Raw genomic sequence first — 18,510 nt, forward strand, 5'->3', positions numbered from 1 at the left:
CAGCACCAAGCCATCACGCTCCGGCGCCGCGATCTAGATACAAGGGAGGGGCCCACGCGCAGCGTGGGAGGGTGAGAGGTTACGGCGCTGGCCGATCCTGGCTCGGCATATCCCCTAACCCGCCTCCCTAGGCCTTGTGCCTAGGGCCCATGGTTCAGCTGCTCAGACCGAGAGTTCGCGCACGTCCACGTTGGCTGCGTCCAGGCGAGGGGCGCCGAGCCTGGCCCAGCCATGGATCCTCGCCACAGGGGCGAGGAAGGCGAGAAAACGATGTGTTGGGACGAAGGGCTAAGCGCCCCTGCGAAGCCGCCTCAGCGCCTTCCGCACAGCCTTGCGCCCCCGCTTCAGCACCCGCCAGCCCGGCCGCCGCAGGAACACCTTCTCCGACCGCAGAAGCTGCTGCCAGGCGACCAGCAGGATCTCGGGCTCGCGGCGCATCAGGCGGCGGATGGGGAAGATCAGCTTGGGGTGGCGGCGCTGCCAGCGGATGAAGCGGCGCTTGGCCTGGAACGAGTTGCGTAAGACCACCATCAGCCCGATCACCAGCAGCGGCAGGCCCACATGGCCGGGCAGGGGGGTGAGCACCGCGCCGGCCAGCAGGATCAGCACGCCCAGGGCGATCAGCAGGATCCGGGCGACGCGGGCGAAGGTTTCGCGCACGACGAAGGCCAGCCGGCGGCGACGCAGGCCGGAAAGGCGGCGAACGACCCTGGGGTCGCGCCGGGTCACTGGAGGCGGCTCACGGGGCCCCTAGACCGCGCGCTGGCCCCGGCGCTTGAGCGCCTTGCGCCAGCGCTTGGCCACGCGCCAGCGGCGCGGGATGACCAGCTTCTCGATCCGCAGGGCCTGCTGCCAGGCCACCAGCACCACCTCGGGCTCGCGGCGCAGCAGGCGGCGCAGCGGGAAGACCAGCTTGGGGTGGGCGTGCTGGAAGCGGACGAACTGCTTACGGGCCTTGAACGAGTTGCGCAGCACCAGCATCAGGCCGATGACCGTCAGCGGCACGCCCATCGGGCCGGGCAGGGGCGCAATCAGAAAGCCCGCGGCGATGAACACCAGGCCAAGGGCCACGAGCAGGCCGCGAATGATCCGGCCGAGAAGCTCGCGGGCGAGTTCGTCGGCAGCGGAGAGGCGCACGGGCGGCATGGCGATGGCGAGGTTCATGGGGGGCTGAACGGGGCTTGTGGTCCGCCGGTTTCCGGAAATAGGCCGGCCCCCTCGTCTCACAAGCTGCATATGGAAACGGGGCGCCCTTCCGTAAAGGCGCCCCGTTCCGCATTCGTGCTGCTGTTGCAGCTATTCCGCGGCGAGTGGCGCGGGGGCCACAGGTTTCCACTTCAACTTCGGCTTACGGGCCGCCAGGGTCTCGTCCAGGCGCTTGAGCGGCGCCAGGTGCGGGGCGTTCTTGAAGCGCTCGACCTCGCCGGCCTTGGCCGATCCCGCCAGCAGGCGGAGGGCCTCGATGAAGCGGTCGAGCTCGGCCTTGGACTCGGTCTCGGTCGGCTCGATCAGCATCGCGCCATGCACCACAAGCGGGAAATACATGGTCATCGGGTGGAAGCCCTCGTCGATCATCGCCTTGGCGAAGTCGAGGGTGGTGACGCCCGTGCCTTCCAGCCAGGCGTCGTCGAACAGCGCCTCGTGCATGCACGGACCCTCGGGGAAGGCCGGGCTCATCAGGTCCGACAGGCGGGCCTTGATGTAGTTGGCGTTCAGCACCGCGTCCTCGGCCACCTGGCGCAGGCCGTCGGCGCCGTGGCTGAGCATGTAGGCGTAGGCGCGCACGTACATGCCCATCTGGCCGTGGAAGGCGCTCATCCGGCCGAAGGCCTGGGCGGCGACGCCTTCGGCTTCCTCGATCAGCCTGTAGCCATTCTCGTCATGCACCACCCACGGGGTGGGGGCGAACAGGGCCAGAGCCTCGCTCAGCACCACCGGACCCGCGCCCGGACCGCCGCCGCCGTGGGGCGTCGAGAAGGTCTTGTGCAGGTTGATGTGCATGGCGTCGACGCCCAGGTCGCCCGGGCGCACCCGGCCGACGATGGCGTTGAAGTTGGCGCCGTCGCAGTAGAAGTACGCGCCCGCCGCGTGGGTCAGGCGGGCGATCTCCACCACGTCGCGCTCGAACAGGCCGCAGGTGTTGGGGTTGGTGACCATGATCGCCGCCACGTGGTCGCCGAGCTTGGCTTCCAGGTCGGCGAGGTCGACGCGGCCGTCGTCGGTCTGGGCGATTTCGACGACCGTATAGCCGCAGAAGGCCGCCGTGGCCGGGTTGGTGCCGTGGGCGCTGGTCGGGGCCAGCACGGTCTTGCGGTGGCCGTTCCCGGCCGCCTCGTGGGCGGCGCGGATGGCCAGCAGGCCGCACAGCTCGCCGTGGGCGCCGGCCTTGGGCGACAGGGCGACCGCCGGCATGCCGGTCAGGGTCTTCAGCCAGTGGGCCAGGCGGTCCATCAGCTCGATGGCGCCCTGCACCGTCGACTGCGGCTGCAGCGGGTGGATGTCCGACAGGCCCGGCAGGCGCGCCATCTTCTCGTTCAGGCGCGGGTTGTGCTTCATCGTGCACGAACCCAGCGGATAGAGCGCGAGATCGATGGCGTGGTTCTTCTGGGACAGGCGCACGTAGTGGCGCACGGCTTCCGGTTCGGAGAGGCCCGGCAGGCCGATGGGCTCGTCGCGGGTCAGGCCGGCCAGGGCGCCGTCGGCGGCGACGGCGTCGGGCAGGTCGACGCCGGTCTTGGTCCAGCCGCCCAGTTCGAAGATCAGCGGCTCGTCCTGCAGCAGGCCGCGGCCGCCCGACAGCGAGGCGAAGCCCGCGTCGTCGTTGGACGCTTCGGGACGGGTGGGACGTCCGACATTGTTCATGCTCATTGGACGGCTCCGGCCAGCAGCTTGGCGAAGAAGGTGATGTCGGTGTCGAGCGTGGTCTCGGTCGTGGCGACCAGCAGCACGTTGTCCAGGCCCGCGCCCGGCTCCAGGCGCGAATAGGGCACGCCGGCGATGACGCCGTGGGCGGCCAGGGTCTCGACGACCTCGGCGGCGTCCTTGGGCAGGCGCACGGCGAACTCGTTGAAGAAGCGCGGGGTGAGGATCTCGACGCCCGGGATGGCCGCCAGGGCCTTCGCGGTCGCCAAGGCCTTATGGTGGTTCAGCGAGGCCAGCTGGCGCAGGCCCTGCTCGCCCAGCAGGCTCATGTGGATCGAGAAGGCGAGAGCGCACAGGCCGCTGTTGGTGCAGATGTTGCTGGTGGCCTTGTCGCGGCGGATGTGCTGCTCGCGGGTCGACAGCGTCAGCACGAAGCCGCGCTTGCCGTCGGCGTCCACCGTCTCGCCGCAGAGGCGCCCCGGCGCCTGGCGGACGAACTTTTCGCGGCAGGCGAAGAGGCCGACGTAAGGACCGCCGAAGTTCAAGCCGTTGCCGATCGACTGGCCCTCGGCCACGGCGATGTCGGCGCCCATGGCGCCCGGCGACTTCAAGAGGCCGTAGGAGACGGCCTCGGTGGTGACGACGATCAAGAGGGCGCCGGCGGCGTGGGCGGCCTCGGCGATCTTGGAGACGTCGGTGGCGGTGCCGAAGACGTTGGGGGTCTGCACCACGACGCAGGCGGTATCGGCGTCGATGGCGGCGATCACCGCGTCCTCGGCGTCGATGGCGGCCGGCAGGCGCTGCGTGGTCACGCCGGCGGCGTGGGCCAGGGTCTCGACGGCGCCGACATATTGCGGGTGGACGCCGCCCGACAGCACGGCCTTGTTCTTGCGGGTGACGCGCTGGGCCATCATCACGGCCTCGGCCGTGGCGGTCGAGCCGTCATAGAGCGAGGCGTTGGCCACATCCATGCCGGTCAGGGCCGCGACCTGGCTCTGGAACTCGAACAGCACCTGCAGCGTGCCCTGGGCGATTTCCGGCTGGTAGGGCGTGTAGCTGGTCAGGAATTCCGACCGCTGGATGATGTGGTCGACCGTGGCCGGCACGTGGTGGCGATAGGCCCCGGCCCCGACGAAGAACGGCCCCTCGGCCGCCGAGCGGTTGCGGCGCGACAGGCGCAAGAGCTCGCGCTCGACCTCGATCTCGCCGGCGTGATGGGGCAGGTCCACAGGCTCGCTGCGGCGGGCGACGGCCGGCACGTCGACGAACAGCTCGTCGATCGAGCCCGCGCCGATCACGCCGAGCATGTCGGCGCGGTCTTCGGGGGTCAGGGGGAGGTAGCGCATCAATCAGGTCCTTCTCCCTTCCCCCTTGATGGGGGAAGGGGCGGGGATGGGGGTGTCTACTGCGGTGGGGTCACCCCCAACCCTGCCCTTCCCCCATCAAGGGGGAAGGGTTCTTCCTTAAAGCGTCGCCAGGAACGCCTCGTAGGCGTCGCGGTCCATCAGGGCGTCGACCTCGGCCGGGTTGGAGAGCTTCAGCTTGGCGAACCAGCCGCCGCTTTCCGGCAGGGCGTTGACGGTTTCCGGCGCATCGCCCAGCTCGGCGTTGGCTTCGACGACCTCGCCCGACACCGGGGCGTAGACGTCCGACGCGGCCTTGACGCTCTCGACGACGGCCATTTGGTCGCCTTGCTTGACGACCTTGCCGACTTCGGGCGCCTCGACGAACACCACGTCGCCCAGTTGCTCGGCGGCGTAGGCGGTGATGCCGACGGTGGCGATGTCGCCTTCGACGGCGACCCATTCATGGTCCTTGGTGAAGCGCATGGTCTGGCCCTTTCGTTTTTGCTGGCGACGCGACGGACGCCAAAACCGGCGTCCACTTTTGGCTGTCGCGTCGGCTTAGAGTTTGCGGACGTAACGGGTGGGAACGAACGGGGAGGCGACGACCTCGGCGGCCGCCGGCTTGCCCCGGACGATGACTTTCAGGGTCGCGCCGATCACGGCGTAGGCCGGGGGCACGAAACCGATCGCGATGGCGCCGCCGAAGCTGGGGCCAAAGCCCCCGCTGGTGACCTTGCCAATGACGTTTCCGTCGGCGTCGGCGATGTCGGCGCCTTCGCGGGCCGGGGCGCCTTCCAGCACCTTCAGGTTCACACGGACGCGGGCCAGTTCGCCGGCCAGTTCCTTGGTGATCCGTTCGGCGCCCAGGAAGTCGCCGGCCTCGCGGCGGCTCTTGCCGACGGCGAAGTTCAGGCCCGCCTCGATCGGCGAGACCGTCTCGTCCAGGTCGTGGCCGTAGAGCGGCAGGCCCGCTTCCAGGCGCAGGCTGTCGCGGGCGCCCAGGCCGATCGGCTTGACCCGCTCGTCTTCCAGCAGGGTGTTCCAGATGCGGGCGGCGTCCGAGGCCGGGACCGAGATCTCATAGCCGTCCTCGCCGGTGTAGCCCGAGCGCGAGATGATGGCGTCGACGCCAAACGCGGTCAGGGCGCGGGCGTCCATGAACACCATGGCGGCGGCTTCCGGAACGTGGGCGGCCAGCACGGCGGCGGCCTGCGGGCCTTGCAGCGCCAGCAGCGCGCGGTCTTCCAGGCGCTCGACGCTGGCTTCACCGGCCAGGGTCTCGGCGATGATCTTGTAGTCGTTGTCCTTGCAGGCGCCGTTGACCACCACGAACAGCCCATCGTCGTCGGGACGGGCGGTCATCAAATCATCGATGATCCCGCCTTCGGCGTTCAGCAGCACGCCGTAGCGCTGCTTGCCGGCCTTCAGGCCCTGGTAGTCGGCCGAGACCACCTTCTCGAAGCTTTTCGCCGGGCTTGTTTCACCATTGGCGCCGCGGATGCGGGCCTGGCCCATGTGCGAGACGTCGAACAGGCCCGCGTGCTCGCGGGTCCAAAGGTGCTCTTTCAGCACGCCGTCCTTGTATTGCACGGGCATGGAATAGCCCGCGAACGGCACCATGCGGGCGCCGGCCGCCACGTGGGCGTCGAACAGCGGGGTCTTCTTGAGGTCGTCGGTGGACACGCGGCGGGCTCCGAAACGGGGTCGGCGACGGTTCCGGCTTCCGCCGGTTGGTCGCGCCCCCGCTGTCCCTTAGGCCTGAGAGATTCCGGCCCCTCTCCAGAGAGACCTTGCTCCTTCGGCGAGCCGCCCTTTCGGGAAGGCTTCTTTCCAGCGTTCCTAAACCCGCGCGGTCCTTTTGCCTGAGCGTTTCCGGGGCGGTTGCGCCTTCGGCCTCGGGACACGAATCCCGATGTCTCCCGCGAGGGTCAGGGGCTCAATGAGCGAGGGGCGGGGCCGAGTCAAGCGGGGTGGACGTCAGGTTGTCGGAGTACCCGGCGACGCCTCGATTCAAGGCGTGCAGCCAACCCTTGATCGTCATCCCGGGCGGAGGCGCGAATGCGCCGCAGACCCGGGACCCAGGGGCGACTGCATTGCGCCGGCCCCTGGGTCCCGGCTCTCCGCTACGCTGCGGCCGGGATGACGAGGTTTTGGAGTGAGCCGATAGAGGCTGGCGCCCCCTCAGTTCTTCTTCACCGCGCCGCCCTGGCCGATGAAGCCGATGATCAGGAACTGCAGCACGCTGCCCATCTCCACCCCGAGCAAGGCGATGCTGAGGCAGAGCTGCGGGCTGACGACGGGCCTTGCGATCTCGGGCGGGCCGCTGATGAAACTCCAGGCGAAGAAGGCGCAGACGATGATCGCGCCGATGACCGGGCCCAGGAAGGCCAGGTTGGCGCGGGCGCCCAGCCGTCTCCGCCCGATCAGCAGCAGGATGGCGCAACCGACCGCCTCGATGGCCGACCCGAGATAGTTCCAGAACGAGCCGAGCGGCGTCTGGGGCAGCGCCGAAACGCACAGCATGGTCAGCACGATCGCCAGGCAGCCGATCGTCCAGTAGCGGCGAACGCCGATGGGGCCTTCCTTCACTTGAAGGCGATCAGGCGTGCGGCATGGCCGCGCGCACCTGGGCGCGCAGCACGTCGATGGGGGCCAGGCCCGCGTCGGTCTTGAAGTGCCAGTAGGTCCAGCCGTTGCAGGCCGGAGCCGACTGCACCATGGCGCCGATCTTGTGGATCGAGCCGGTCAGGTCGCCCACCGCGATCGAGCCGTCGGGACGCACCTTGGCCGCGTGGGCGCCCTTGGCGCAGTAGAGGGTGTCGCCCGGATGCAGCAGGCCGTTCTCGACGATGGCCCCGAACGGCACGCGCGGCTCGGCGCGCTTGGAGCCGGTCATCTCCAGGTCCTGCGGCGCGATCGGCGTCACCTGGGCGATGCGGGTCTTGGCGTGCTCGATATATTCGGCCTCGCGCTCGATGCCGATGAACTTGCGGCCCAGGCGCTTGGCGGCGGCGCCCGTGGTGCCGACGCCGAAGAACGGATCCAGGATCACGTCGCCCGGCTTGGTGGTCGACAGGATCACCCGGTAGAGCAGGGCTTCCGGCTTCTGGGTCGGGTGGGCCTTCGCCCCGTCGGCGCCCTTGATGCGCTCCTCGCCGGTGCACAGCGGGATGGTCCAGTCCGAGCGCATCTGCACCTCGTCATTGGCCATCTTCAGGGCGTCGTAATTGAAGGTGTAGCGCTTGGCGTTCTGGCTCTTGGAGGCCCAGATCAGGGTCTCGTGGGCGTTGGCGAAGCGGGTGCCCTTGAAGTTGGGCATCGGGTTGGTCTTGCGCCAGATGACGTCGTTGAGGATCCAGAAGCCCAGGTCCTGCACCGCCACGCCGACGCGGAAGATGTTGTGGTAGCTGCCGATCACCCAGATCGCGCCGTCGTCCTTGAGCACGCGGCGGGCGGCCTTCAGCCACTCGCGGGTGAACTTGTCGTAGGCCGCGAAGCTCTCGAACTGGTCCCAATGGTCGTCGACCGCGTCGACCTTGGAATTGTCCGGACGCAGCAGGTCGCCGCCAAGCTGAAGGTTGTAGGGCGGGTCGGCGAAGATCAGGTCGACCGACTTTTCGGGCAAGGCGTTCATCGCCTCGATGCAGTCGCCCTGAATGATGGTTTCCGGCCCGAACGACATGTCCGCTTCCTTGCAAAACACCTAACGGAATCATGGAGTCCCGTGGTTACCCGGGAATGAACGGTCATGGTTAGCCACTGGTTAATCGCGATTCGAAAAGTGGTTAATGGTGGTTGATGTTCTGCAAATGTTCTCTATCGTGGACTCGACCGGGACGCGAAGGGCTCGGGCGCTTTGACGACGTTGGGGGGCGTGAGGGGGCATGGCGCTGATCCGCGGGTTCATCGCGTCCAGCCTCGACGGTCGCGTCGCCGACGCCGTTCCGAAAAGTGGATCCCGGCTACGGCGCCTTCATCGATCTGGTAGGCACCGTGGTCATGGGCCGGGCGACCTATGACCAGATCCCGAGCCTCGGCATGAGCTGGCCCTATGCCGGCAAGCGCGGCTTCGTCGTCACCTCGCGGCGGGGCGACCCGGTGCAGCGCGGGGTGCGGTTCTGGCGCGAGGGGCTGCCGGCCCTGGTCGACCGCCTGCGCGACCTCGACGACGGCGACGCCTGGGTGGTGGGCGGCGCGGGGCTGCTGGCCGCCTTCGCCGAACAGGGCGCGCTCGACCGCCTGTCGCTGCTGATCGCCCCTGTGCTGCTGGGCGAGGGCCCGCCGCTGTTTCCCGCCCGCGCCGGACCGCCCAGGGGCCTCGTCCTGCGCGGGACGGCCGCCCTGGCCATGGGCGTGGTGCGGCTGGACTACGAGCTTCTGCCGATCAAGGCGGGACGGGGAAGGGGCCGGGCGACGGGCGAGGCCGGCGAGGGGGCGCAGGCTTGAGGATGGAGGGTCCCGTCCGTGTGGGCGGGACCCTCGCGCCCGGTCAGGCGGGAACCGTCTCTTGCAGGCTCGGATAGTCGGTGTAGCCGCGCGCGTCGCCGCCGAAGAAGGTCATGCGGTCGGCGTCGTTGAACGGTGCGCCGGTCTTCAGGCGCTCGACGAAGTCGGGATTGGCCAGCACGGCCTGGCCGTAGGCTTCCAGGTCGGCCAGGCCCGAGGCGACGTCGGCGCCGATGTCCTCGCGCGGCCGACCCGGGCGGTTGAGGATCAGCACGCCGCGCCACAGCTTGCGGATGTCGGCCAGCAGGGCCTCGTCGCCCTGGTGCATGACGTGCACATAGGCCAGGCCCAGCTTGTCGAGTTCGGCGACCAGGTGGCGGTAGAGAGCCGGGCCTTCGGCGCCTTCGTCGATGCCCCACAGCGTCGTGCCGGGCGACAGGCGGATGGCGGTGCGGTCCGCGCCGATCTCCTCGGCGATGGCGGTCGCCACCTCGATGGCGAAACGGGCGCGGTTCTCGATCGAGCCGCCATAGGCGTCGGTGCGGGTGTTGGCGCTGGGGGCGAAGAACTGCTGCACCAGATAGGCGTTGGCGCCGTGGATCTCGACGCCGTCGGCGCCGGCCTCGATCGCCCGTCGCGCCGCCTGGCGGAAGTCGGCCACGGTCTGGCGCACCTCGTCGGTGCTCAGGGCGCGGGGCGTGGGAATGTCCTGCGGACCCGTGGCGGTGAACATCGGCGCGCCCGGGGCGATGGCCGAAGGCGCGACGCCCTGGCGGTGGTGGGGCGTGTTGTCGGGATGCGACATCCGCCCGGCGTGCATCAGCTGCATGAAGAGGCGCCCGCCCTTGGCGTGGACGGCGTCGGTCACCGCGCGCCAGCCGGCGACATGGGCGTCGGCGTGGATGCCGGGCGTGGTCAGGTAGCCCTGGCCGTCCTCCGACGGCTGCACGCCCTCGGTGACGATCAGGCCAAGGCCGGCGCGCTGGGCGTAGTAGCGGGCCGCCAGTTCGCCGGGCGTCCCGTCGGGCTGGGCGCGCGAGCGGGTCATCGGGGCCATGGCCAGGCGGTTGGAAAGATCGATCCGGCCCAGGCGGACGGCGGTGAAGAGGGGGCTCATCGGGTGGCTTCCTTGTGGTGCGAGGCCACAGATGGCAAAGCGTGTGGTCGGCACAAAGTCGCCGAAATGGAATTGATTGATCCATTCATGGAGCAATGAAGTGAGCCGGCTCGACGACATGGCGCTGTTCGTGGAGGTCATGAAGGCGCGCAGCTTTCGCGGCGCGGCGGCAAGCCTGGGCATGCCCAGCTCGACCCTGTCGCGCCGCATCGCGACGCTGGAGAAGTCGATCGGCCTGCGGCTGTTGAACCGCACCACCCGCTCGATCGAACCCACCGAGGCGGGGCAGGTCTATTTCGAGCGGGCCTTGCGGATCGTCGAGGAGGCGCGCATCGCCCACGAGGAGCTCGGCGAGATGGTCGCCCGGCCGGTCGGGACCCTGCGCGTCTCCCTGCCGGTGGACTTCGCCACCAACTGGCTGGCCCCGCTGCTGCCGCGCTTCGCGGCGCAGTATCCCGGCCTCGACTTCGAGCTGGACCTGACGCCCCGCAATGTCGACCTGGTGGCCGAGCCCTTCGACCTGGCCGTGCGCATGGCCCAGCCGGAGGGCGCGGGCCTGATCGCCCGGGTGATCGGCCACCTGACGCCGTTCCTCTATGCCTCGCCGGGCTATCTGACCGCGCATGGCGAGCCCGCCCATCCCGCCGAGCTGGAGGCCCATGCCTGCCTGGCCATGCCGGGGCGGGGCGCCTGGCGCCTGCAGGCGCGGGGCGAGGTCGTCGACATCACCGCCCATGGCCGGTTCCGCGCCAACAGCGTGGCCCTGCTGAAGCGGTTGGCCGCGCAGGACATGGGCGTCCTGCTGATCCCCGAGCGCGTGGTCGCCGACGAGGTGGCGGCCGGCCGGCTGGTGCGGATCCTTCCGGGCTGGCAGGGGCCGCCGGCCTCGATCTACGCGGTCACCGCCACGCGCCTGCTGCCGGCCCGAACCCAGCGGTTCATCGATTTCCTCAGGCAGAACCTGCGCGATGACCCTCACGCATAGGCCGCCCAGGCCCGCCAGGTGAAGGCCGCGTAGAACAGGGTCACGTCGGTGAAGCCGGCGGCGCGCAGTATGGCCTCGTCGTCTTCCGGGGCGATCATATTGACGCTGGCGGCCACGGCGTCGCGGGCGCCCCGGGCCTGGACGGGGTCGAAGCCCGAGGCGATCGCGAAGGCGGCGTAGCGGTCGAGCCAGGCGTCGCGCTGGCCGGGATCCTGCGGGAAGCTGCCGTGGGCGGCGACGAAGGGCGCGCCGGGCTTCAGGCGGCGGCGGATCTCGCGCTCGGTGCGCAGGCGCTCGTCGTGACCCAGGAAATGCAGGGTCAGAAGGCAGGTCGCGGCGTCGAATTCGCCGTCGGCTACGTCCTCGACATAGCCCTCGACCAGCGTCACCCGATCGTTCAGCGGGCCCAGCAGCCGCTCTGCGCCGCGCAGCATCTCGCCCGCCGGGTCGACGCCGACGAAGGTCCAGCCGGGATGGGCCTGCGCCAAGGCCTTCAGCTCCAGCCCGCCGCCGGCCCCGACCACCAGCACCCGGGCGGTCTGCGGCGCGCGCTCGGCCAGCATCACCCCGCACATCCGGTGCAGGTCGTGGAAGCCCGGCACGAAGCGCGGCGGCCCCTCGGCCTAGCGGGCCACCGCCGCCGGGTCGGAGAAGGCCGCCAGGAAGTGCTTGGATCCGTCCTCGGTGCGCATGGGCAGGGCTCCGCCGTCGTCGACGTCCGCCGGTCGGTCGCCATTCACGTAACTTTATATGTTGCGAGAATCGCGGGGCTGCAAGAGGGGCCCGTTCGGTCTTAGGGTGGCGGCAATCAACAAGGAGGGAGCGCCATGAGCCTCTCGGGCAAGACGCTGTTCATCACCGGGGCCAGCCGGGGCATCGGTCTTTCCATCGCGCTGCGGGCCGCGCGCGACGGGGCCAATGTGGTGGTCGCGGCCAAGACCGCCGATCCGCACCCCAAGCTGCCGGGCACCATCTACACCGCCGCCGACGAGATCGCGGCGGCCGGCGGACAGGCCCTGCCTCTGGTGGTCGACGTGCGCGACGAGGCCAGCGTGCAGTCGGCCGTCGACCAGGCGGTCGAGCGCTTCGGCGGCATCGACATCCTGGTCAACAACGCCTCGGCCATCTCGCTGACCGGCACGCTGTCGACCGACATGAAGCGCTACGACCTGATGCACCAGGTCAATGCGCGCGGCACGTTCCTGACGTCGAAGGCCTGCATCCCGCACCTGAAGAAGGCCGCCAACCCGCACGTCTTGATGCTGTCGCCGCCGCTCGACATGAGCCCGCGGTGGTTCGGCGGCCACGTGGCCTACACCATGGCCAAGTTCGGCATGTCGATGTGCGTGCTGGGCATGGCGCAGGAGTTCAAGAGCGACGGGATCGCCTTCAACGCCCTGTGGCCGCGCACCGGCATCGCCACCGCCGCCATCCAGTTCGCCCTGACCGGCGAGGAGGGCCTGCGCCACTGCCGCACGCCCGAGATCATGGCCGACGCCGCCCACGCGATCTTCCAGAAGCCCTCGCGCGAGTTCACCGGCCAGTTCCTGATCGACGACACGTTCCTCTACGGCGAGGGCGTGCGCGAGTTCGACAAGTACCGCGTCGACCCCACCGCCAGCCTGATGCCCGACTTCTTCGTGCCAGAGGACAGCGTCCCGCCGCCGGGGGTGGTGATCGGTTGAACCGTTTCTCCCTCCCGTAAAATCCCCGCGAAAGCGGGGATTGGGCGGATAGATGGTCCCACGCCTGCGGCGCGGGCCCCTCCCTCTCCCTTTGGGAGAGGTTCTATTTTCGCTTCCGCCCCGCCACCGCCAGCGCCCTGTGGGCCCACTCCACCAGCAGGTCCGCATCGTCCATGGCCTCGGCCGGGGCGCTCCAGTAGGCCATGGGCTTGCCTTCGCCGAAGGGGTCGAAGGCGTGGCTTCCGGCCGCCTCGAACCGGGGTTTGAGCTCGGCGTCGCCTTTCAGGTAGAGGGTGTCGTCGTCGAGGATCGCGAAGAACAGGCCATTGGCGTAGATCCCGACCCCGCCGAACATCCGCTTGGGCTTCAGCGCTCCCAGGGGCGCCAGCTGCTCGAGCACGAACTCCAGGAAGTCGTCAGAAACCGCCATGCCCGTCACCGTCCGTCCCGCCGCGCCGCAAGACGCCGCCCTGATCCTGTCGTTCATCCGCGACCTGGCGGAATACGAGAAGCTGCTGCACGAGGTGGAGGCCACGCAAGCCCACATCGAGGCGGCGCTGTTCTGCGACGCGCCCAAGGCGTTCTGCGACATCGCCCAGATCGACGGCGAGCCGGTGGGCATCGCCCTGTGGTTCTACAACTACTCGACCTTCGTCGGCCGCCACGGGATCTATCTGGAGGACCTGTTCGTGCGGCCGGCCGCGCGCGGCGCGGGCGCGGGCAAGGCGCTGCTGGCCAATCTGGCGCGCCGCTGCGTGGCGGAGAACCTGGGCCGGCTGGAATGGGCCGTGCTCGACTGGAACGCCCCGTCGATCGCCTTCTACGACAGCCTGGGCGCGGCGGCGATGGACGAGTGGACCGTGCGGCGGATGACCGGCGAGGCGTTGGAGCGGCTGGCGGGGGGCTGATCTTCCGCTGGGCTCTCTCTTCTTCGCCTTCCTCGGCCTTGTGCCGAGGACCCATGGCGCCGCCGACTGTGCTTTGGGAGGCTTCCGCGATCTGAGCGGCTGAACGATGGGCCCTGGGCACAGGGCCCAGGGAAGCAGTTCAATACATCGGGGGAGGTGGGAGCTTAGATCACTCCAGCCGATCGGCCTTCCTCAGCGCCGGGAACAGCCAGGCCCACAGGCCGGTGACGCCGATGGCGCCCAGGCCGCCGAACACCGCCGCGCCCACGGGGCCCAGCAGCCAGGCGACCGCGCCGCTCTCGACCTCGCCCAGCTCGTTGGAGGCGCTGATGAACACGCCCGAGACGGCCGAGACGCGTCCGCGCATGGCGTCCGGCGTGACCAGCTGCACCAGGGTCTGGCGCACATAGACCGACAGCATGTCGGCCCCGCCCAGCACCGCCAGCGCCGCCACCGACAGCCAGACCAGCTGCGACAGGCCGAAGACCACGGTGGCCGCGCCGAATACCGCCACGCCCGCGAACATGATGCGGCCGGCGTGGCGGCGGATCGGGTTGCTGGCCAGGTAGATCGCCACCGCCGTCGCGCCGATGGCCGGCGAGGCGCGCAGCAGGCCAAAGCCGCCGGGGCCGATGTGCAGCACGTCACGGGCGAACACAGGCAGCAGGGCCGTGGCGCCGCCCAGGATCACCGCGAACAGGTCCAGCGAGATCGAGCCGAAGACGATCTTGTTGTTCCAGACATAGGCCAGCCCCTCCTGGATCAGTTCCAGGCGCGAGCCGGGCTGGGCCACGGGCGTGGTCGACTTGCCTATGGCCGCCAGCAGGACCTGGCCGACGATGTAGAGCGCCGCGGCCCCGCCGAAGGCCAGGCCGGCGGAGTGCACCAGCAGGAGGCCGCCCAGGGCCGGGCCGGCGATCGAGGCGCTCTGCCAGGCCAGCGAGTTCCAGGCGATGGCGCGCGGCAGCAGCGGGCGCGGCACCAGCATCGGCCCCATGGCGCTGACGGCCGGCGACATGAAGGCCCGGCTGGCCCCGAAGAACACCGCCATGGTGAAGATCGGCCACAGGGCGTGGATGCCCCGCACGGCCAGGAACAGCAGCACCAGCACGCTGACCGTGTCGATCGCCAGGGTGACCATGGCGATGTGCTTGCGGCTGCGCCGGTCGGCGGTCTCGCCGGCGATCAGGGTCAACAGGAACAGCGGCACGAACTGCGCCAGGCCGATCATGCTGACCATGAAGGCCGACTCGCCGACCGACATGGTCTGGCGGGCGATGGCGTAGACCTGCCAGCCCAAAGCGACCGCCTGGATCTGCACGCCCAGCGTGCCCACGAACCGCGCGCCCCAGAACAGCAGGTAGTCGCGCTCGCGCAGCAGGGCGCGGGTCGAGGTGTCGGGATCGGCGGGGAGGGCGGAGGGGTCTGACATTTCGGCGCGGACCCTGCTCCTTGAGACGAAGCGTCGCAATCGCGTTTGTCTCATAAGGTCGTCGATTTCGTTGACGCGGGGGGCATACGGCCGTATGCCGCGCGCCTCTGTCACGGGGAGAGCGCCGCCGATGCGACGCCAACGACGAACCTGCGCCGCGCGGACCGCCGTCCGCGCCTAACGCCCCCCCGGGAACGGCGGCCGTCGCGGCCGCGTCACGCGCCGGGGATAAATCCCCGTTCGCACCCGGATCCTCGTCGCCTCATGACCGCTTCTTCCGCCGCCCTTCTTCCGCAAGACGCTCCCTCGGTCGAGCTCGAAGCCCCGCACCACGCCGCCGCCGTCGAGGCGCTGGTCGACCGCGCCTTCGGGCCCGGCCGCTTCGCCAAGTCGTCCGAGCGGCTGCGCGAGACCAACCAGAAGCTCGACGCCTGCTCGTTCGTCGCCCTGCGCGGCGGCCAGGTGATCGGCAGCGTGCGGCTGTGGCCGGTGACCATCGGCGGCAAGCCGGCCGCGTTCCTGGGCCCGCTGGCCGTGGATTCCGAACAGCGCAGCGCCGGTCTCGGCCAAGCCCTGGTCGAGGCCGCCTGCCAGGCGGCGACGCAGGCCGGCTGGAACGCCGTGCTGCTGGTCGGCGACGCTCCCTATTTCAGCCGCATCGGCTTTTCGGCCGCCCCCGCCGCCAAGGTCGTGATGCCCGGCCCGGCCGACCAGCGCCGGGTGCTGCTGAAAGCCCTGGTCCCCGGCGGCGACGAGGGCTTCGAAGGGCGCGTGGCGGTCCGCTAGGGCTTCAGGCCTGGCGTCAGGGACGAAAACCACGCCCCCAAGCGGCATGTGAGACCATCTCCAGGCTTCGCTTGAGCCCGGGGCGCGCATGACCTAACTGAGGTCCATGCCCTCAGACACAGCCAGCACCGGACTAGACGGCGTCGCCCAGGCCGCCAAAGCGGCCGGCGGCAAGGGCCTGCCGCCGGTGCATCTGTGGAACCCGCCCCACTGCGGCGACATCGACATCCGCATCGCCAGGGACGGCGTCTGGTTCCACGAGGGCACGCCGATCGGCCGCGAGGCCCTGGTGCGCCTGTTCTCCACCATCCTGCGGCGCGACCCCGACGGCTTCCACCTGGTCACCCCGGTGGAGAAGATGAGGATCACGGTCGAGGACGCCCCGTTCATCGCCGTGCGCGTCGACCGCGACGGCGACGCCCTGCGCTTCCAGACCAATGTCGGCGACGAGGTCGTGGCCGGGCCCGACCACGCCATCCGCGTGGTGGAAGACCCGGCGACCGGCGAACCGCGGCCCTATCTGCACGTGCGGCGGGGCCTGGAGGCCTTGATCGCCCGGCCGGTGTTCTACGAACTGGTCGAGATGGCCAGCGAGCGCGACACGGGCGAGGGCCGGCGCTTCGGCGTCGCCTCGAACGGCGCCTGGTTTCCCGTGGGGCCTGTTGCGAGTGATCCGGCATGATCCCGCAGACCGACGCGGCCGCCCGACGGGCCTTCATCAAGAGCCGGCTCGATCCGATCGAGGCCTACGATCCCTGCCTGAAGAACGACTGGCGCTCGGACTTCGACCTCAATCCGGGCCTGCGGATCGACAATCCCCACGCCCTGCGTCCGGCCGCCGTGCTGATCGGCCTGGTGCAGCGGCCAGGCAGCCTGAACGTCATCCTCACCCGCCGCTCCGACACCCTGCGCAGCCACACCGGCCAGATCGCCTTTCCCGGCGGCCGCTGCGATCCGGGCGAGACGCCGTGGGGCACGGCCCTGCGCGAGGCCAACGAGGAGGTCGGCCTTGATCCCCGCTTCGTCGAGGTGGCCGGCCTGATCCAGGGCTACGCCACGGTGACCGGCTTCCACGTCACGCCGGTGGTCGGGTTCGTGGATCCGGCCTGCGAGCTGGTCGCCAATCCCGACGAGGTGGCCGACGTCTTCGAGACGCCGTTCGACTTTCTGATGGATCCCGCCAACCACCAGCGCCAGCACCGCGACACGCCCACCGGCCGGCGGTTCTTCTACGCCATGCCGTGGAACGAGCGGTTCATCTGGGGCGCGACGGCCGGCATGCTGCGGGCGCTGTACGAGCGGCTGCACCCCGAGAGCGTCCCGGTCGAGGTTTAGCTCCAACTTCCAGCCTCCCAAAGATCGTCATCCCGGCCCCCCGGGTCGCGCGAAGCGCGCCCGAGGACAGGCTCCGCGAAGCGGAGAGCCGGGACCCAGGGGCCGGCGCACTGCGGTCCCCCCTGGGTCCCGGCTCTGCGGCCGGCTGCGCGAGCCTCCGGCCGGGATGACGAGTTTTGATGTGGGACAAGGTGCGAGGCCGACAGTTGGGGACGAGCGCGTTTCCGCTCTTGGCGCGAGTGTCCATTCCCTGAAATAGTCGTTTGAAAGCAGGACGTACCGCCCGCGCCAACGGGCGGCGGCCTGCCGTTGCGTAAAGGGGGATGTCGCGTGGAAACCCAGACCATCGGCCGGCCGCCGTGGATGGCATGGCCCGAGACCAAGGCGGTGATCGCCGCCCTGGAGGCCAAGGGCCGTCCGGGCTGCGCCCGCTTCGTCGGCGGCTGCGTGCGCAACACGCTGATGAACAAGCCGGTCGACGACATCGACATCGCCACCACCCTGACGCCCGACCAGGTGATCGAGGCGCTGGGCGAGGCGGGGCTGAAGGCCATCCCCACCGGCGTCGACCACGGCACGGTCACGGCCGTCTCGGGCAAGATCCCGTTCGAGATCACCACCCTGCGCCGCGACGTCTCCACCGACGGCCGCCGGGCGGTGGTGGCCTTCACCCACGCCTGGGAAGAGGACGCCCAGCGCCGCGACTTCCGCTTCAACGCCCTCTATGTCGACGGCGAGGGCCGGCTCTACGACCCCACCGGCCACGGGGTGCAGGACGCGCGCGACGGCAAGGTGGTGTTCGTCGGCGAGCCGATGACCCGCATCCGCGAGGACTATCTGCGGATCCTGCGCTTCTTCCGCTTCCAGGCCTGGTACGGCAAGGGCGAGCCCGACGCCAAGGCCCTGGCCGCCTGCAAGGCGCTCAAGGGCCTTGTCTCCGGCCGCGCCGCCGAGCGCACCCAGAAAGAGATCCTCAAGCTGCTGGCGGCCGAGGATCCCCGCCCGGCCCTGCGGCTGATGGCGGCCACCGGCGTGCTGGGCGCCATCCTGCCGTTCGTCAAGTCGCTGGCCCGCCTCGACGGCCTGGTCGCCATCGAGACCGAGCAATTGTTCGAGAACGACGTCGAGCTGCGCCTGGCCGCCCTGATCCCCGACGACGCCGTGCTGGCCCGGGAACTCTCCGAGCGCCTGCGGCTGTCCAACGCCCTGAAGGAGCGGCTGATCGAGGCGGTCGGCACCTCGCCGCGCATCGTCTCGTGGATGAGCCCGCGCGAGGCCCGCCGGGCCGTCTATGCGCTCAGCCTGCGCACCTTCACCGACCGGGTGAAGCTGGCCTGGGCCGGCTCGACCCGCCCGGCCACCACCTCGCAGTGGCGCGCCCTCCTGGCCCTGGCCGAGAACTGGGATCCGCCGAGCTTCCCGATGACCGGCGAGGAAGTCATGCGCGCCGGCGTGCCCAAGGGGCCGCTGGTCGGCGAGGTGATGCGCGAGGTCGAGATCTGGTGGATCGACCAGGACTTCATCGAGGACAAGCTGTCGGTCATCGAGCGCCTGAAGGCGGTGGTCCAGGGCATGGCGGTTTGAGGCGGAAGGGCCCCGGGGGCGGGC

Annotated in this window: 20 protein-coding genes, 1 pseudogene and 1 riboswitch; of the genes and pseudogenes, 8 read left to right on the forward strand and 13 right to left on the reverse strand. The window is 70.0% G+C overall.

The annotated features are described in order from the left end of the window. Positions 1-288: 288 nt before the first annotated feature. The 9 genes and pseudogenes from ACODR1_RS08125 to ACODR1_RS08165 form a co-directional block, all read right to left on the reverse strand. Complete coding sequence (locus ACODR1_RS08125) at positions 289-729, reverse strand: hypothetical protein (protein WP_488879996.1); 441 nt, start codon at positions 727-729, stop codon at positions 289-291. A 21-nt stretch (positions 730-750) separates the two neighbouring features. Further along, entirely contained in the window at positions 751-1,164 is a 414-nt protein-coding gene (locus tag ACODR1_RS08130; RefSeq protein WP_101713760.1) for a hypothetical protein, read from the reverse strand. Positions 1,165-1,296: 132 nt separating this feature from the next. Then, positions 1,297-2,868 (reverse strand): aminomethyl-transferring glycine dehydrogenase subunit GcvPB, encoded by a 1,572-nt coding sequence (gene gcvPB / locus ACODR1_RS08135; RefSeq protein ID WP_488879997.1) that lies wholly within the window; start codon positions 2,866-2,868, stop codon positions 1,297-1,299. Next, the gene (gene gcvPA / locus ACODR1_RS08140; RefSeq protein WP_488879998.1) at positions 2,865-4,208 is read right to left on the reverse strand and encodes an aminomethyl-transferring glycine dehydrogenase subunit GcvPA; all 1,344 of its coding nucleotides are present in this window, start codon (positions 4,206-4,208) and stop codon (positions 2,865-2,867) included. The genes gcvPB and gcvPA overlap by 4 nt, the downstream gene beginning before the upstream one ends. 117 nt (positions 4,209-4,325) lie before the next feature. Continuing rightward, positions 4,326-4,691, reverse strand: a complete 366-nt coding sequence (gcvH, locus tag ACODR1_RS08145) for a glycine cleavage system protein GcvH (protein WP_488879999.1) — start codon at positions 4,689-4,691, stop codon at positions 4,326-4,328. A gap of 75 nt (positions 4,692-4,766) precedes the next feature. Then, positions 4,767-5,891, reverse strand: coding sequence for a glycine cleavage system aminomethyltransferase GcvT (gene gcvT / locus ACODR1_RS08150; protein ID WP_488880000.1), 1,125 nt, complete (start codon positions 5,889-5,891; stop codon positions 4,767-4,769). Positions 5,892-6,048: 157 nt separating this feature from the next. After that, positions 6,049-6,140, reverse strand: a riboswitch (glycine riboswitch). Positions 6,141-6,245: 105 nt separating this feature from the next. Beyond that, positions 6,246-6,350, reverse strand: a pseudogene (locus tag ACODR1_RS08155) (hypothetical protein); the annotation flags it as partial. Positions 6,351-6,389: 39 nt separating this feature from the next. Beyond that, positions 6,390-6,797, reverse strand: a complete 408-nt coding sequence (locus tag ACODR1_RS08160) for a hypothetical protein (protein ID WP_488880001.1) — start codon at positions 6,795-6,797, stop codon at positions 6,390-6,392. A 10-nt stretch (positions 6,798-6,807) separates the two neighbouring features. Beyond that, positions 6,808-7,890, reverse strand: coding sequence for a site-specific DNA-methyltransferase (locus ACODR1_RS08165; protein WP_488880002.1), 1,083 nt, complete (start codon positions 7,888-7,890; stop codon positions 6,808-6,810). A gap of 269 nt (positions 7,891-8,159) precedes the next feature. On the opposite strand from ACODR1_RS08165, the gene ACODR1_RS08170 reads away from it, so the two are divergent. Further along, positions 8,160-8,654 (forward strand): dihydrofolate reductase family protein, encoded by a 495-nt coding sequence (locus ACODR1_RS08170; protein WP_488880003.1) that lies wholly within the window; start codon positions 8,160-8,162, stop codon positions 8,652-8,654. Positions 8,655-8,697: 43 nt separating this feature from the next. Here the strand turns inward: ACODR1_RS08170 and ACODR1_RS08175 are convergent, their stop codons facing one another. Next, entirely contained in the window at positions 8,698-9,771 is a 1,074-nt protein-coding gene (locus tag ACODR1_RS08175; protein ID WP_488880004.1) for an alkene reductase, read from the reverse strand. Between the two features lie 100 nt (positions 9,772-9,871). Here ACODR1_RS08175 and ACODR1_RS08180 point away from each other — a divergent pair, with 100 nt between their 5' ends. Further along, positions 9,872-10,756: a LysR family transcriptional regulator gene (locus ACODR1_RS08180; RefSeq protein WP_488880005.1), complete on the forward strand. Its 885-nt coding sequence runs from the start codon at positions 9,872-9,874 to the stop codon at positions 10,754-10,756. Here ACODR1_RS08180 and ACODR1_RS08185 read toward each other — a convergent pair. Then, complete coding sequence (locus tag ACODR1_RS08185; RefSeq protein ID WP_488880006.1) at positions 10,747-11,358, reverse strand: class I SAM-dependent methyltransferase; 612 nt, start codon at positions 11,356-11,358, stop codon at positions 10,747-10,749. The genes ACODR1_RS08180 and ACODR1_RS08185 overlap by 10 nt on opposite strands. A 225-nt stretch (positions 11,359-11,583) precedes the next feature. Here ACODR1_RS08185 and ACODR1_RS08190 point away from each other — a divergent pair, with 225 nt between their 5' ends. Beyond that, a complete protein-coding gene (locus tag ACODR1_RS08190; protein ID WP_488880007.1) occupies positions 11,584-12,441 on the forward strand; it encodes an SDR family oxidoreductase in 858 nt (285 codons plus the stop codon). A 103-nt stretch (positions 12,442-12,544) separates the two neighbouring features. Here ACODR1_RS08190 and ACODR1_RS08195 read toward each other — a convergent pair whose 3' ends face one another. Continuing rightward, entirely contained in the window at positions 12,545-12,871 is a 327-nt protein-coding gene (locus tag ACODR1_RS08195) for a TfoX/Sxy family protein (RefSeq protein WP_488880008.1), read from the reverse strand. Here ACODR1_RS08195 and ACODR1_RS08200 point away from each other — a divergent pair. Further along, positions 12,870-13,349 carry a GNAT family N-acetyltransferase gene (locus ACODR1_RS08200; protein WP_488880009.1) on the forward strand — a complete coding sequence of 160 codons (480 nt, stop codon included), beginning with the start codon at positions 12,870-12,872 and terminating at the stop codon, positions 13,347-13,349. The genes ACODR1_RS08195 and ACODR1_RS08200 overlap by 2 nt on opposite strands. Before the next feature lie 169 nt (positions 13,350-13,518). On the opposite strand, the gene ACODR1_RS08205 is transcribed toward ACODR1_RS08200, so the two are convergent. Then, positions 13,519-14,781 carry an MFS transporter gene (locus tag ACODR1_RS08205; protein WP_488880010.1) on the reverse strand — a complete coding sequence of 421 codons (1,263 nt, stop codon included), beginning with the start codon at positions 14,779-14,781 and terminating at the stop codon, positions 13,519-13,521. 264 nt (positions 14,782-15,045) lie between these two features. Here ACODR1_RS08205 and ACODR1_RS08210 point away from each other — a divergent pair, with 264 nt between their 5' ends. From ACODR1_RS08210 to ACODR1_RS08225, 4 genes are all read left to right on the forward strand, one after another. Further along, complete coding sequence (locus tag ACODR1_RS08210) at positions 15,046-15,567, forward strand: GNAT family N-acetyltransferase (protein ID WP_488880011.1); 522 nt, start codon at positions 15,046-15,048, stop codon at positions 15,565-15,567. A 106-nt stretch (positions 15,568-15,673) separates the two neighbouring features. Next, positions 15,674-16,249, forward strand: coding sequence for a DUF1285 domain-containing protein (locus ACODR1_RS08215; protein WP_488880012.1), 576 nt, complete (start codon positions 15,674-15,676; stop codon positions 16,247-16,249). After that, positions 16,246-16,902, forward strand: coding sequence for a CoA pyrophosphatase (locus tag ACODR1_RS08220; RefSeq protein ID WP_488880013.1), 657 nt, complete (start codon positions 16,246-16,248; stop codon positions 16,900-16,902). The genes ACODR1_RS08215 and ACODR1_RS08220 overlap by 4 nt, the downstream gene beginning before the upstream one ends. 363 nt (positions 16,903-17,265) lie before the next feature. After that, the gene (locus tag ACODR1_RS08225) at positions 17,266-18,486 is read left to right on the forward strand and encodes a CCA tRNA nucleotidyltransferase (protein ID WP_488880161.1); all 1,221 of its coding nucleotides are present in this window, start codon (positions 17,266-17,268) and stop codon (positions 18,484-18,486) included. Positions 18,487-18,510: the final 24 nt, after the last annotated feature.

Source organism: Caulobacter sp. FG7 (genome assembly GCF_057808875.1).

Excerpts from the sequence above, each read along its gene's own strand:
- ACODR1_RS08210 (WP_488880011.1), top strand. The coding sequence starts at position 15,046 with ATGACCGCTTCTTCCGCCGCCCTTCTTCCGCAAGACGCTCCCTCGGTC.
- gcvH (WP_488879999.1), bottom strand. The coding sequence starts at position 4,691 with ATGCGCTTCACCAAGGACCATGAATGGGTCGCCGTCGAAGGCGACATC.
- ACODR1_RS08220 (WP_488880013.1), top strand. The coding sequence starts at position 16,246 with ATGATCCCGCAGACCGACGCGGCCGCCCGACGGGCCTTCATCAAGAGC.
- gcvPB (WP_488879997.1), bottom strand. The coding sequence starts at position 2,868 with ATGAGCATGAACAATGTCGGACGTCCCACCCGTCCCGAAGCGTCCAAC.
- gcvPA (WP_488879998.1), bottom strand. The coding sequence starts at position 4,208 with ATGCGCTACCTCCCCCTGACCCCCGAAGACCGCGCCGACATGCTCGGC.
- ACODR1_RS08205 (WP_488880010.1), bottom strand. The coding sequence starts at position 14,781 with ATGTCAGACCCCTCCGCCCTCCCCGCCGATCCCGACACCTCGACCCGC.
- ACODR1_RS08195 (WP_488880008.1), bottom strand. The coding sequence starts at position 12,871 with ATGGCGGTTTCTGACGACTTCCTGGAGTTCGTGCTCGAGCAGCTGGCG.
- ACODR1_RS08175 (WP_488880004.1), bottom strand. The coding sequence starts at position 9,771 with ATGAGCCCCCTCTTCACCGCCGTCCGCCTGGGCCGGATCGATCTTTCC.
- ACODR1_RS08165 (WP_488880002.1), bottom strand. The coding sequence starts at position 7,890 with ATGTCGTTCGGGCCGGAAACCATCATTCAGGGCGACTGCATCGAGGCG.
- ACODR1_RS08190 (WP_488880007.1), top strand. The coding sequence starts at position 11,584 with ATGAGCCTCTCGGGCAAGACGCTGTTCATCACCGGGGCCAGCCGGGGC.
- ACODR1_RS08200 (WP_488880009.1), top strand. The coding sequence starts at position 12,870 with ATGCCCGTCACCGTCCGTCCCGCCGCGCCGCAAGACGCCGCCCTGATC.
- ACODR1_RS08215 (WP_488880012.1), top strand. The coding sequence starts at position 15,674 with ATGCCCTCAGACACAGCCAGCACCGGACTAGACGGCGTCGCCCAGGCC.
- ACODR1_RS08130 (WP_101713760.1), bottom strand. The coding sequence starts at position 1,164 with ATGAACCTCGCCATCGCCATGCCGCCCGTGCGCCTCTCCGCTGCCGAC.
- ACODR1_RS08225 (WP_488880161.1), top strand. The coding sequence starts at position 17,266 with ATGGCATGGCCCGAGACCAAGGCGGTGATCGCCGCCCTGGAGGCCAAG.